General features: G+C 60.5%; 12 protein-coding genes. 3 read left to right on the top strand and 9 right to left on the bottom strand.

The genetic code is table 11. The features are described 5' to 3' along the window. Nucleotides 1–90: 90 nt before the first annotated feature. Together FW756_RS11300 and FW756_RS11295 are read right to left on the bottom strand one after the other, a co-directional pair. Nucleotides 91–1,686 (bottom strand): ABC transporter substrate-binding protein, encoded by a 1,596-nt coding sequence (locus FW756_RS11300; RefSeq protein ID WP_446430261.1) that lies wholly within the window; start codon nt 1,684–1,686, stop codon nt 91–93. A 13-nt stretch (nt 1,687–1,699) separates the two neighbouring features. Continuing rightward, nucleotides 1,700–3,100 carry a cyanophycinase gene (locus FW756_RS11295; protein ID WP_446430260.1) on the bottom strand — a complete coding sequence of 467 codons (1,401 nt, stop codon included), beginning with the start codon at nt 3,098–3,100 and terminating at the stop codon, nt 1,700–1,702. A gap of 154 nt (nt 3,101–3,254) precedes the next feature. Between FW756_RS11295 and FW756_RS11290 the strand changes: the two genes are divergently transcribed. Together FW756_RS11290 and FW756_RS11285 are read left to right on the top strand one after the other, a co-directional pair. Beyond that, a complete protein-coding gene (locus FW756_RS11290; protein WP_446430259.1) occupies nt 3,255–4,148 on the top strand; it encodes a MurR/RpiR family transcriptional regulator in 894 nt (297 codons plus the stop codon). 172 nt (nt 4,149–4,320) lie between these two features. Continuing rightward, on the top strand, nt 4,321–5,490 hold the full coding sequence (locus tag FW756_RS11285; RefSeq protein WP_446430258.1) for a M20/M25/M40 family metallo-hydrolase: 1,170 nt from the start codon (nt 4,321–4,323) through the stop codon (nt 5,488–5,490). 104 nt (nt 5,491–5,594) lie between these two features. Here the strand turns inward: FW756_RS11285 and FW756_RS11280 are convergent, their stop codons facing one another. From FW756_RS11280 to FW756_RS11265, 4 genes are all read right to left on the bottom strand, one after another. Then, nucleotides 5,595–7,109, bottom strand: coding sequence for an MFS transporter (locus tag FW756_RS11280; protein ID WP_446430257.1), 1,515 nt, complete (start codon nt 7,107–7,109; stop codon nt 5,595–5,597). Between the two features lie 57 nt (nt 7,110–7,166). Next, nucleotides 7,167–7,778, bottom strand: a complete 612-nt coding sequence (locus FW756_RS11275) for a TetR/AcrR family transcriptional regulator (RefSeq protein WP_446430256.1) — start codon at nt 7,776–7,778, stop codon at nt 7,167–7,169. 425 nt (nt 7,779–8,203) lie between these two features. Further along, on the bottom strand, nt 8,204–8,407 hold the full coding sequence (locus tag FW756_RS11270; protein WP_446430255.1) for a cold-shock protein: 204 nt from the start codon (nt 8,405–8,407) through the stop codon (nt 8,204–8,206). A 388-nt stretch (nt 8,408–8,795) separates the two neighbouring features. After that, a complete protein-coding gene (locus tag FW756_RS11265) occupies nt 8,796–10,151 on the bottom strand; it encodes a PhoH family protein (protein ID WP_446430254.1) in 1,356 nt (451 codons plus the stop codon). A 202-nt stretch (nt 10,152–10,353) separates the two neighbouring features. Here FW756_RS11265 and FW756_RS11260 point away from each other — a divergent pair, with 202 nt between their 5' ends. Next, a complete protein-coding gene (locus FW756_RS11260; RefSeq protein ID WP_446430253.1) occupies nt 10,354–10,815 on the top strand; it encodes a tRNA (cytidine(34)-2'-O)-methyltransferase in 462 nt (153 codons plus the stop codon). A gap of 7 nt (nt 10,816–10,822) precedes the next feature. Here FW756_RS11260 and FW756_RS11255 read toward each other — a convergent pair whose 3' ends face one another. The 3 genes from FW756_RS11255 to FW756_RS11245 all read right to left on the bottom strand — a co-directional run. Beyond that, the gene (locus tag FW756_RS11255; RefSeq protein ID WP_446430252.1) at nt 10,823–11,935 is read right to left on the bottom strand and encodes an HTTM domain-containing protein; all 1,113 of its coding nucleotides are present in this window, start codon (nt 11,933–11,935) and stop codon (nt 10,823–10,825) included. Beyond that, complete coding sequence (locus FW756_RS11250) at nt 11,932–12,717, bottom strand: DUF5819 family protein (RefSeq protein ID WP_446430251.1); 786 nt, start codon at nt 12,715–12,717, stop codon at nt 11,932–11,934. The genes FW756_RS11255 and FW756_RS11250 overlap by 4 nt, the downstream gene beginning before the upstream one ends. Nucleotides 12,718–12,790: 73 nt before the next feature. After that, nucleotides 12,791–13,745 (bottom strand): hypothetical protein (locus FW756_RS11245; RefSeq protein WP_446430250.1); only part of this gene is annotated, 955 nt, incomplete at its 5' end.

The raw sequence follows: 13,745 nt of genomic DNA, 5'->3' as shown, positions 1-13,745 counted from the left end.
GTGTTCCAAGGTCGGCGACTCACATCGCAAAATACAAGAAAAAAGCGGGGCGGCAGCAAGACAGACGCCAAGCTGCCACCCCGCGATCACTTACTTCCAGGCGGCGTTCCACCAGGTGAAGTGGCCGTCGAACCAAGCAAGATCGAGATCCTTGTTCGCAGCGTACACGTTGTGCGCATCGCCGATTCGGCTCATCGGACGAGTCTTCTCAATGTACGCCTGCATTTCATCGAACATTGCGCTCGCATCTGCCTGCGTTGGTGCTGCACGGAAGCGCGTCAAAAGATCCTGCAGCTCAGGTGCATCCGAGTACCACGCACGGTCAGGCAAGAAGCCAAGCGTCTGTGTCGGGTCCGTCTCGGTGCCGAACGGGAAGACCACAGCATCCCACTCGTCACGCTTCTCGCGGTACTTCTCGCTGAACGCGCCCCACTCGTATGCGTCAAGCGTTGCGTCGAAGCCAAGCTCCTTGAGCTGCTCAACGACGACGACTGCCGAGTTGTACGCCTCAGAGTAATCCTTGTTCGCAAGTACCGTGAGGCTCTTGCCTGCAGCGCCGGTCTTCTTAAGTGCAGCCTTGGCTGCCTCAACATCCGCCTTGTTGAATTCAGCCTTACCAACCTCGGTGTCCCAGATCGCCTGCTGATCGAGCGTCATGTTGTGGTGCACAAGGTCGTAGAGATCTTCGCTGCCAACTGCGGCAAGCATGATCGGATCACGGTCGAGGCCCTCGTTCACTGCCTGACGGTTCTCAACGTTCGCAAATACGCCGTTCGGTGCATCACTGTAGACGAGGTTGATCGGGCCGACCATGTAGGTGTCGAGCTTGATGTTTGCGTCGTCCTTGAACTGATCAAGGCTGTCGAAAGGCAGCTCGGTCGTCGCATCGTACTGGCCTGACTGGAGGCCGAGCGTACGAGTTGACGCGTCAGCCACAAAGTTGAAGATGACCTGATCGAGAACGGCTTCCTTCTTGCCCGCACGTCCGCTTGAAGGGCCCTCGGCTGGAACATAGTCGTCCCACTTTTCGATGACGATCTTCTGGTCGGCCTGCCACTCAGTGAGCTTGTACGGGCCGGTGCCGATGATGTCAGCGGTGTCCTGAATCGGGTCGTCGCCAACCTTGTCGATGACCTCAGAAGGCAAAATCGCCGAGTACGCAGTGCCAATCGATGAGAGGTACAGCATGTGCATGAAGCTCGCGCTTGGCACGGTGAGCTTCACCGTCGAAGCATCAACCTTGGTCCACTCTGCGCCTGTGAAGAGTTCCTGCGCTGCGATCGAGACACGGTTCCAACGGTTCATCGATGCAACGACGTCGTCTGCATCGAGATCAGAACCATCCTGGAACTTCACGCCTTCACGAAGCTTGAAGGTGAACTCCTTGCCGTCTTCGCTCGCTTCAAATGATTCAGCGAGCATGGGAACAACCTGACGATCCTTGTCGATTGTCACGAGCGTCTCAAACACCGGGAGCGTAATCTCGCCCATGATCGAGTCAGTCGAGATCTGCGGATCCAGGCTCTCTGGCTGGGCGGGGGTCACGAGGTTGACGACGTCAGTCTTCGCGTCCTTTGCCTCCGAGCCGCCACCGGAACAACCGGTGAGGAGCAGTGCGCCCGCAGTGATCACGGCCGCACCGGCCATGAGTCGGCGAGCGGTGCGTGGTGCAGTGTGCTTCAACATGCTGTGCCTTTCTTTACTTCGAGTTCTGAGAGTTCTTGAGGGGTGTGATGGAGAGTGTGAGGTCTGAGAATCCGCCTGCGTGCGTCCACAGCGTGCGTTCATCTCGGCGGAGCGTGACCCGATACCCGAGATCCGCGTATTCTGCCGATTCGGGCCGGCTGCTCGGAATGTAGTCAAGCGCCGATACTGTGCCTGTGGATCTCATGAGTCGTTGCGCAAGACGCAGGAGCACTGGGCCAACATTTTCGCCCCCAGCAGAGTGTTCAGGATCGGGCAGCGGATCAGTTCCAGGTGCCGAGTGTTCGGTCCCGCTTCGCGCAATGAGTTCGGTATCAAACCGGTAGGTATCACCAGCGGTGAGCTGATGCCAGCGCACCCCAATCACGGTAGACGCTGAAGTATCTGCGCTCCACTCGGTCTCTTCAAGGTCAATAATGGAGACCCCGCCCGTTCCCACCACTGCACCGGAGCGCTGACCAGGGAAATAGAGAAGCGCGGTGTGCTCGTCAACCCCGAACACGAATCGGTTGCCAGTTGCTCGCCCAAGACAGACGGCCCGCACGACGCGATCCCATTCGTTGAAGTGTGAATCGAGCAGCCCCTCAGCGAAGAACCCAAAGCCACCCGCAGGCAAATAGTGGACGCGTTCGTCGTCTTCGTACCCGACCGTTACTCCGTCATACCAGCCACGCACACTGGTGCCGCCAGTCACCATTCCATGGCCCTGCTGAATCGCAAGGCCAGCGCTCGTGCCAGCGATCACGCCGCCACGAGCATGCAGTTCGCGGATCGCACGCATGACCGGCGTATCAACGCGGTTCTCACCGGGTGGCGTTTCGGCCTCGCCCGGTGTCGCCGCAACGCCCACCGCGTCACGGAACAGTGCGAAGAGGTAATTAGTCTGGTCGCCGCCACCGAAGAACAGGCCGTCAAGGTCTGCGATGAGTTCCGCGAGCTGTTCATCCTCGGCAGATGCTCGCGTATACGTGGCTCCCGTAAACGGTGCTTCCGGCGCGCGCCCAACGGGAATCGGAATTCCGGTCATTCCGTGGCGCGCAAACACCTGTTGGTAGTACAGCCCGTCAGCTTCATCGCTCTCAGTCTCGGGGTCACCGTCGAATGGCGCCATCGCTGGTTCGGACGCGGTGGTGAAGATTCCGATCCGCACCTCATGCTGAGCTCCGGCCGTCGGAATTCCGGTCGATTGCGAGCCACCAGCATCACGTGCTGTGCGAGCAAGCGCAGCGAACCTCTCGAGGAGCACCGGGTCTTCGTCGAGCGCCCCACCAATGAGGAAGAGCGGGCCTGGCAACGCCGAATGCGAGTCGTGCTGGTTGGGTAGTGTGAGCAACGCAGTCTCCGTACTCTCGACGATGAGGATGCGGCGAACCGCAGGTTGCACAAAGTGTTTCACATAGACACCATCTTTTGCAATCTCGAAACAGATATTTCAGGATTTGGTTACACGATTCCATCTGCGCGATTGATACACTCGGGTCGACCGCACCGCCCGCCGTCACCCACTTCGATCGGGCGCACCCAACTGCGCACCAACGATCGGAGCAGCCATGAATCTCGAATCAGGCAACACCCCCGCTGAGCAGATTGAGAAGGAATCTGTCGCATCTCGCGTACGTGAACGCATGGGCGACTACTCCCCCGCAGAACGCAAGGTCGCCCGAACGCTGCTCGCCGCATACCCAGTTGCAGGCTTTGAGACCGTAGCCGGGCTCGCAGAACTCGCGGGCGTCAGCGGTGCTACCGTTGTGCGGTTCAGCACCCGCCTCGGCTTTGGTGGCTTCCCTGATCTACAACGAGCACTGCGCGACGAGCTTGAGCTTCGCAGCGCGTCACCTGCCGCACTCTACGCCCGAACAACGAGCGAGCGATCCGCGCCCCTCGGGGACCTTGCTCAGCTCGGCGAAGGCCCCGCCTCAGACATTCAGGCCACGTTCGCAGGCCTCTCGCAGCACGATTTCGACACCACGATTGACGCACTGTCGAATCCCAAGCGCCGCATCTGGCTGACCGGCGGCCGCTACAGCACCTACCTCGCCGAATACCTTGCCTCAAGCCTTGAGCAGCTACGCCCAGGCGCACGCATGGTTCCACAAATGGCAAGCGTGCGCGCGGCGACAATGATTGATCTCGACGCAAAAGATGTCATCATTGCGTTCGACTTCCGACGCTACGAAGAGCGCACACTGCAACTCGTACAGCACGCCAAGAGCCGCAAGGCCACCATCATTCTCATTACTGACGCTTGGGTCTCCCCCTGCGCAAGTGACGCCGACGCGGTACTCACCAGCCTGTCGGTCGAGCGTGGTGCATTCGACTCCGTGGTCCCGGTCATGGCACTCATCGAAGCGATCTTCACGGCAACCATGGACCGAATCGGCCCCGCTGCACGTGAGCGCATGGAAGCAATTGAACAGTCAGCACAGGAGCATCGCCTCCTGTAGCCGCGGCAATTGCAGTCGCGGCAGCTGCAGGCGCGACAGCAAGCCCGAATCCTCCATTTCTTGAAACGGTATTGAAACGTACGTTTCTTGCATGTAACGTATCTTGCGTACCTGCAATACTCATTGCAGACGCGCAACAATCGTTGCGACTATGGGATTCGGAGGCCCGCGCATGCCCGCACTCGAACTACTGCGTCTCGCTGAAGCGGCGCAGGATACTTACGAGCGCGATCTTGCGACCCTCGTGGGAATTGATTCAGGTTCCCTCGACGCTGCGGGCGTAAATCGTGTCGCTGACTGGGTCGCGGATCGCCTCACTCGAAGCGGCTTCACCGTTGAACGCCAGGTCACCACCGACGGGGTGCACGGAGACGTCGTCGTCGCACGTCGCAAGGGAAACGGCTCACGCCAAATCCTGCTGTTTGCACACATGGATACCGTTTTTGAGCGCGGTGACGCAGCATTGCGCCCCTTCTCAATTGATGAGCGCGGCCACGGCCGCGGGCCAGGCGTCACTGACGACAAGGCCGGTGTCATCGCCGGTATCCACGCAGCGGAACACCTCATCGCGCTCGGCGCTGAGAACTACGGCGAGCTCGTGCTGGCGTTCACGCCAGACGAAGAAATCGGTTCTCCGGTTGGCGCCCCAGCTCTCGCCGCACTTGCCGCTACCGCCGACGCCGGTTTCAGCCTCGAATGCGCTCGCGAGAACGGTGACCTGGTCATCGCACGCAAGGGTGCCGTCGACCTCGACATCGAAGTGCACGGTGTTGCCGCGCACTCAGGCATCGAGCCAGAGCGCGGAGCTCACGCTGCGCTCGAAGCCGCGCACCTCACCATCTTCCTGCAACAGCTTGCAGACCCGAGCCGCAAGCTTTCGGTCAACGTTGGCATTCTGCAGGCGGGCGAACGCACCAACATTGTCCCCGATCACGCACTTCTCAAAGTTGAGATGCGCGCGGCACAGCGTGAGGTTCTCGACGAAGCGTTGGCAAAGCTCAACGCGCGTGCTTTGGCTCCCTGCGTTGAACGCACCAGCGTGACCGTACGTGAGCTCGACTTCTGCCCACCACTCGAGGAGAGCCCTGCGAGCATTGCTCTCGGCGAATCAGCAGTGGCCATTGCGACCGAGTTGGGCTTCACCCCCGGACTCGCACGCACCGGCGGCGTCTCCGACGGCAACCGCGTCTCTGCACTCGGAGTGCCCACGCTCGACGGGCTCGGTCCCGTCGGCGGCGGCGACCACAGCCCCACGGAATGGCTCGAGCTCGCCTCGGTGCCGAGCCGCGTTGCATTGCTCGCAGCGCTCATTGACCGGACCGCTCGATCCGCTGAGCGGTAACCCCGCGAAACCAGCACCTTCTGCCCAAAACGCCCCTTTCATGCGCATGAAAGGGGCGTTTTGGCGAACAAGGGTCGATCTCGCGGTGCTGGTCTGCGCAAGTCTTAGTGCGCGCCCACAGCCTCGGTCCCCTTCGGCGTGAGCACGAACGCGGTGACAGCTACCGCCAGCATGAGAATGCCACCGACAAGACCTGCGAGCTGCAGTGATTCAACGAACGCGACCGCAGCCTGTTCAGCCAGGACCGGGTTGCCAAGCTCATCCGCAATAGCAACTGCGGCACCCAGTGAACCCTCGGCTTCAACTGCGAGGTGCGCGGGCACGCCCGCCACCGCACCATTGCCAATCATGGTTGCGCGGTACAGCAGTGCAGAGATACTGCCTAGCACGGCGATTCCGAGGGTCGCGCCGAGTTCGTACGATGTCTCTTCCAGCGCACCAGCGTTGCCGGCTTTCTCTTCGGGCGATCCGCTCATAATCAATACCGATGCGATCGACAGCGCACCCATACCGACGCCGACGAGCGCGATGCACGCCATCACCATTGTGAGCGTGAGATTATCTGGGCGGATCGCGAGCATAAACATACCCAAGGCCGCAAAGCCGAGTCCGCCAGCGAGCACCGCGCGTGACCCGATGAGACGCGCAAGCGGCGGTGCAGCGAGCGATGCGAGCGCTGCCGTGAGCGCACCCGGAATCATGCGCAAGCCCGCTTCGATGGGCGTCGCACCGTCGACAAGCTGCATCCACTGCGCGATCAGGAGTGACGAGGCACCCATCGCAAAGGTCGAGCCGAATGCCGCGATAATGCCAGCGGTGAAGGTGCGGCTTTCAAACAGTCGCAGGTCGAGCAGCGGGTGATCGCTCCTGATGCTGCGGCGTGCGAACCAACCGAGCGCAATAACAGCGCCAACAAATGCGGCCCATGCGAGCGGCACTGCGAAACTCGCCTGTGCGGCGAAGTCCTTGATGCTCCACACGAGCAACACCATGCCGACGAATGACAGGAGTGCTGCGAACGCATCCCACTTGCCAGGATTCGGAACCTTCGACTCAGGCAGCAGCAGGATGCCCGCAACGACCGCAAGCACCATCAGCGGCACATTCACGAGGAACGCCGCGTGCCAAGAGAAGTGCTCAAGCAGCAACCCACCAACGAGCGGGCCGATCGCACCACCAAGTCCGGACACCGCCGCCCACACGCTCAGTGCGGTCGCTCGCTCCTTAGGATCTGTAAAGATGACGCGGATCAACGACAGCGTCGTCGGCATGATCATTGCGCCGCCGATACCCAGCAGCGCGCGGATCGCAATGACGTGCCCAGCCGAGTCGGCGAAGAGCACGAGCACCGAGGCAACCGCAAAGATCGCGTAGCCGAGCATAAGCATGCGCTTCCGGCCCCAGCGGTCGCCAATTGCTGCCCATGAGACGAGCAGGCCAGCGAGTACGAGTGAGTAGATGTCGACGATCCAGAGCTGCTGGGTCGCCGTCGGGTGCAGCTCTGCTGCGAGTTCAGGCATCGCGATGTTCAGGATCGTCATGTCCATGATGACGACAAAGAGGCTCGCGCTGAGTACGACAAGCGCACCCCATCGGCGTGCGCGCGTGAGCTGGGTCACGGTGTGTCCTTTAAGTTGTGCGGTAGATATATCGTGTGCTGATTGCGGCGAGTGGCGCTAGTGAATTGCGAGCGTGGAGGCGCTTGCCGCGGCAGACGGCTCCACAGCGAAAACATCTGGGAGGCCACCGAGGGCGCGGATCACCGCAACCATTTCGTCCTCGACGGGCATCGCGTCGTGCAGCGCCACATGAACCATCAGTCCGTTGAAGTACTGCTCAAGCGCAGCAGCTGCAGTTTTACTCACGTAGCACTGCAAGATTGAGTGGAATCTTGCTGACCATGCGAGCTCGAGTTCACAGGTCTTCGGGTCAGTTGTCGAGGTCGTCACCAACGCAATGCTCGAACGCACGACGTGTTGGTCAGACAAAAACTCGACCATAACCTGCGTGCAACCCGCGATGAAGTTTGGTGCTGCAGCAATCGTTCGCTCAATGTCGGTGAGCTCGTCATTCAGGTCATCAGCCAGTCGCTGCAGGGATGCCTCACGCAGATCATCGATCGAGGAAAACAGTCTGGTCATCGACCCGAGCGACTCACCAGCACGTGCAGCGACTGCACGATGCGTCAGCGAAGCCGAGCCGCTCTCGATGGTCATCTCAGCCGCAGCTTCGAGGATCGCTTCGCGTCGCGCTTCGGGGTCGCGCTTTCGGGGCTTTGTCTCAGCCATGATCGCTCCTCTCGCTGGCCTCGTTCAGACCATCAGGCCTTACGGTACAAATGTAACGGTACATTTGTACCACAGTGGCGAGGATTCTCGCTAGCCAACGCTGCAATGGCTGAGTCGAGAGGTTCGAGTCCCACGAAACCGCGAAACCGACCGCTTCTGCCGAAAACCCAGGTTTCATGCGCAAAGAGGGGCCGTCTTCGCAGGAAACACCCCTTTTCGAGGTGGTCAGTCAGCGCCTCCCCTCACATGAAGAGATTTGGCGCCAAATGCAGCTCACGACTAGGCATACCCGGAACTGCCACGCTCGTCAGGACGCAGAAACCCCCGCCACCCGGGCACAAAAAACGGGACTGAGTGTAAACACTCAGTCCCGCGCATATCACAGCGTGGGCGACCGAATTGGTCACCCACACACAGATGAAAGTTTAGAGGGGGTGGATCGATGCAGCCTGGGGACCCTTGGGGCCCTCTTCGATCTCGAACTCAACCTTCTGGTTCTCTTCGAGGTTACGGTGACCGAAGCCAATGATCGCGCTGTAGTGTGCGAATACGTCACGCGAACCGTCATCGGGAGCAATGAAGCCGAAGCCCTTTTCGGAGTTGAACCACTTCACGGTGCCAGTTGCCATGTTATTTCCTTCAGTTTGGGTCGTGATCTTACGACCGGGGGTACCGCAGCGACGGCGTCGCCCCGGAGATTGTGGGCGCAGCTCGACGCAGCGACGCCGCTTCCGGGGAAAGAACCAACTGCACTGTTAGATCACCCAAGACGCGAAGGAAGCTGAGGCTGTAAGCCTGGCGAGGTACTGCAAAAAAAGAACTAAAGCCGATCAAGTTGGGCCGCAAAGCGACCGATGAAACAAAAGAGTGCGCAGGCATCTATGACTACGTTCTCACGCGTATGACATTTGAGCCGGACGCTGCATACAACAGTACATGGGATGCGCTCTCAGTGCACTGAATTTTTGCAGTGGTGAAAGAAGTGTCTCGGTTGCGACAAAAATTTGGCACCCGCGGCTACCGATCTAGGATGCCCGTCACAAGTGCAGCGATTGCGCTGCGCTCGCTGCGAGTAAGTGTCACGTGTCCAAACAGGCGATGCCCCTTGAGCTGCTCGATGACCGCGGCGACCCCGTCGTGGCGGCCAACCCGAAGGTTGTCTCGCTGCGCCACATCATGCGTCAGCACGACTCGCGACCGCTGACCGATTCTACTGAGCATGGTGAAGAGAACGTTTCGCTCAAGCGACTGCGCCTCATCGACAATGACAAACGAATCGTGCAGCGACCTTCCGCGAATGTGCGTGAGCGGCAATACCTCGATGAGTCCACGTGCCTCAACTTCGGCGAGCACATTTGGCGAAACGATCGCACCGAGCGTGTCGAACACCGCTTCTGCCCAGGGCCCCATCTTTTCGTGCTGGTCGCCAGGCAGGTAGCCGAGCTCTTGACCGCCAACCGCGTAGAGCGGCCGGAAGACCATAATCTTCCGGTGCTCCTGCCGTTCCAGCACGGCTTCAAGCCCTGCTGCCAGCGCGAGAGCCGACTTGCCGGTCCCAGCGCTGCCACCGAGCGAAACGATGCCGACCTCGGGATCCAGCAGCAAATCGATCGCGAGTCGCTGTTCAGCGCTTCGCCCGGTGACCCCGAACACCTCGCGGTCACCCCGCACGAGTCGCAGCGACTCAGGACCGGTGACCCTCGCGAGCGCGGATCCGCCCCCTGACGACACGATCACCCCGGTACCGAGTGGCACGTCGGCAATCTCCGGGACTGCGTCGAGCTGTCCCTCAGCCCACAGATCCGCGAGTGCAGACTCTGCAATTGAAACCTCGACCACCCCGGTGTAGGAGTCATCCGTCGCAAGTTCTGCACGATATTCCTCGGCACCGAGGCCCAGCGCCGCGGCCTTCACTCGCATCGGCAGGTCCTTCGAGACGACCGTAACGTTTGGCATCTCGCTCGCGAGGTTCAACGCAACCGCCAGGATCCGCGAATCGTTGTCGCCAAGCCGCATGCCACTCGGGAGCGCGGTTTCGTTCGAGTGGTTGAGCTCGACGTAGACAGTGCCGCCCTGGTCGCCCACTGGGACAGGGAAGTCCAAGCGCACGTGCTGCGCACGTAATCCGTCAAGGAGCCGCAGCGCACTGCGTGCGAAGTATCCCAGTTCTGGATCATGCCGCTTCTTCTCAAGCTCCGAGACCACGACGACCGGGATCACCACAGCGTGCTCAGCGAACCTGAACATTGCGCGCGGATCGCTCAAGAGCACCGACGTGTCCAGCACGTAGGTCCGCTCGTCCTGTGGGAGAACCTCAGGCGCAGACGTGCCGGCGAAGCGAGCGGTGCGGTGGGTGCGGGGGAAATCAGTCACGGGGACTCCTTCGAGACGGTTACTTCTCGCAGGGCGGATATCCCTTTCTCACTGCGGTGAAAGTTCACCGCCCCGACCGGGCACGTTGCCCGATACCGCCAACGGTACGAGTCGTAAGAGTCCTGAAACACCACCTGCAGATGAACGAGTGGTGAACCCTCAACGTCCGGTGTGCCCAGCGTGACCGAGTACTCTGGGACGGGTGAGCCGCATTTTGTTCTTCGAACCACGTATCGCCGGGAATACCGGAAGCACCATCCGATTGGCCGCCGGTACCGGCGACGAACTCCACATCGTGAAGCCGCTGTTCGACTTCGAAGACGCGAAGCTTCGCCGAGCAGGTCTCGATTATCACGACCTCGCAAACGTCACGGTGCACGAGACGCTTGATGATGCGCTCGAGGCGCTCCTGCCCGCGCGACTCTTCGCCTTTACTGCGCACACATCAACGCGGTACACCGACGTGCAGTACGAACCCACCGACATTCTCATGTTCGGCCCCGAGCCAACTGGTCTTCCCGTAGAAGTACTCGAGCACCCAGCAGTGACCGCCCACCTTCGCATTCCCATGCTTGAAGGCAGGCGGTCAATGAACCTCGCGAACTGCGCCGCAATTGCGGCCTACGAGGCTTGGCGCCAGCAGGGTTTCCCGGGCGCCAAGTAACTCGCGGCTACACCTGCTCTGCGACTGGCTCCTGACGGTCGACAACTTGACGGCCTGCAGTTTGGCGGCCAGCAGCTTGGCGTCCGAATTCTCGGATCCGCGCTGCCATCGCCGCCCAGGTACGATCACGCACGAAGATCGCATCGATCGCGACCATGGTCAGTGAGAACCACGGCAATCCCATGAGGACTGCGATACCAATGTGGAAGCCCAGGATGCCGATGAGACCAAGCACTCGCGTCGGCCTGCTGAGGAGCATGCATGCGAACGAGGCCTGGATGATGATCGAAGCCCAAGTGCCGAACGCAACCGCAGGCCCCCATGCTGTCAGCCAATCTGAGAGGATCGGCCAGGTGCCGAAACGCTCGGTCTGTAGCGGGTTATAGACCGCGTAGCCACCGGACCACGGTTCACCTGCAGCCTTGTACAGCGCACCTGACACATATACGAAGCAGACCTGAGCGGTAAGCACGACGAGGCCAAGGTTGTGCAGCAGGTTGCCGCCCTGGCTCAGGTACGACTCTGGGTCGAGCTCCGCGCTCTTGGCTCGGCGTCGCGCATCAAGCGACCACCGCGCTGCTGGATCCATGAAGATCAACACCAGAATTGCGATACGGAACATGTTGTCGCCCTGGTCACCCAACATGTCGTTTGCCTCAATGAACGAGACCCACATGATGAGGAACACCGGGAGCACAATCTTCGTTCGCCAGCCCAGCACCACGAGCACAGCGATCGCGATCAAGACGATGTACAGCGCCGTGTAGAGCACGTCATTCGTGATCGCATGATGGAACACACTGAAGAGCCAGACCTTCGGGAAATCGCTCTTAGGGGCGATCACCTCGCCGTTCCATACAGATCCAGAACCGAAACTGTACAAACGCGTCGAGAAGTTCGACAGCAGGAGCCCGAGTGCTGAGACGCCGAGCAGAATTCGCGTGACCGCGGTACCGTACAGCGCCTTTCGACTGTCAAGGAGCCAACACTCAACGAAGTCAATGCCCCTGATGACGGTGTCGCGGATCAGGCCACAAACGTGCACAATAAGCAGCCGCAGGAAGGCGAGCGCCACGGTGACGGGATTGCGTCGCTGCGGCTTCATTGAATTGTCGCTCACTTGGTCGCGCCTTCCTCGTGGATGCGGTTGTACTGCTTCATGAAGGTATTCGCGAAGGCTTCGTTACTCTGGCCTTCGCGAACCACGGTCCCTCGCCATCCGGTCTCGACGTGCTGTAGCCCTGGGCGCTCAGCCTCGGGGTTGTTACGCTCTGCGAACGGAATGACGTTCTGACGAGTCACGTGGTACTGCAGACGAGTCACGTTTTCTTCGCCCCACATCGCGTAAGCCACCTGGGTTGAATACGCAATTGCTTGCTGTTCCGCGGTAACGAAAGCCTCAGCCAGCTCAGCGTCGCCCGCGTCTTCGAGGCCTTCAGCCAAGCGGGTATCCCACTCTGGCTTGAAGTAGTTCAGACCGGCGACCTTCTTCTGCTCGTCTGAAAGTGCATCGAAAGCGCCCTTGAGCTGGCTCGCAACTTCGACGCCACCGATGCCCGCACGTGGCGGGAAGAGGTTGTACTGAATCATCGAGATCTCGACCTCGGTCGCGTCGACCCACTCGGTTGCGACCTCTTCACCATCTTTTTCAATGACTGCTCGCACCGAAAGACGGTAGTCACCGTTAATGGGTTCAGGTGCAAAGACGCTCCATGACTGTCCGAACATCGGAAGCATGTAGCTCGAAAGAGCATTGCCAGGCACGACCTCGCGCAGTGGCGAGTACGGCGCGATCCAAAGGAAGGACGCAAAAATGTGCCAGGCAACAAAGACACATGCCCCGACAAGGGTGATGCGGATCTGTGTTGATCGACGCTTCAATTGTGGTTTGGCGGTTGCCATATTCCGGATTCTCCCAAGAGTGTGGAGGTGTGCTGCCCCGGCAAAAGCCGAGGCAGCACACCAATGAGCACCGTTACGCGCGCGCTCGTACGCGGCTGGCGATCAACAGACCGCCACCCATGAGAACCACGAGCACGCCGCCCGCGATCAAGCCGAGCGGAAGAGCTCCGCCCGTGTTCACCAGGTTGCCAGTCGCCGGGTCAGCATTCGCGTTTGCTTCAGCCGAAGCTGCGGCCTTCGAACCTGCTTCAGCGTTTGCGCCCGCGTTCGCGTTCGCAGCAGCCGAAGCGTTTGCAGCAGTCTCGGCATTCGCAGCAGCAGCAGGGTTTGCGGCGGCCGAAGCCGAAGCGTTGCCCTCTGCAGCAGCATCTGCTGACGCGTTCTGCGAAGCGCCTGCCTCAGCATCAGCATTTGCAGCAGCCGAAGCCGCAGCCGACGCATTTGCGTTCGCCTGCGCAGTTGCAGCAGAAGCGGCCTGCGCGGTCGAATCAGCGGAAGCCTGCGAAGCTGCAACAGCGGCAGCATTCGCCGCGGTCGTCGCATCTGCCGAAGCATTCTGCGTTGCGTTTGCCTTCGCAGCTGTTTCAGCCGCAGCATTGGCGTTAGCCGTTGCCGCAGCCTGTGCAGCGGAGCTTGCATCCGCGTTTGCAGCAGCAACAGCAGCAGCCTGAGCTGCGGCGTTGTTGTCGCTATCTGCCTGCGCCGATGCCGAGGCAGATGCCGCAGCGTTGACATTCGCATCAGCGTTCGCTGCCGCGTTTGCGTTCGCGTTCGCAGCTGCACTTGACGAAGCATCTGCCGATGAGGTCGCGTTTGCGCTCGCCTCAGAAGCTGCCGATGCGTTCGCGTTCGCAGCTGCCGAAGCAGCGGCGTTTGCGTCCGAATCAGCGGCAGAGTGCGCAGCAGCCTGAGCCGACGCAGCAGCATTTGCCGAAGCCGAAGCCTCGTCATTCGCCGACGCGTTGGTCGAAGCATCCGCATCAGCAGTGCTCTTCGCAGCAGCCTGAGCTGCAGCGTTCGCCTTGCTG

This window comes from Leucobacter sp. 1207-22 (assembly GCF_052850455.1).
Note: the sequence above shows the minus strand (reverse complement) of the source record. Positions and strands in the feature narration are given on the sequence as shown.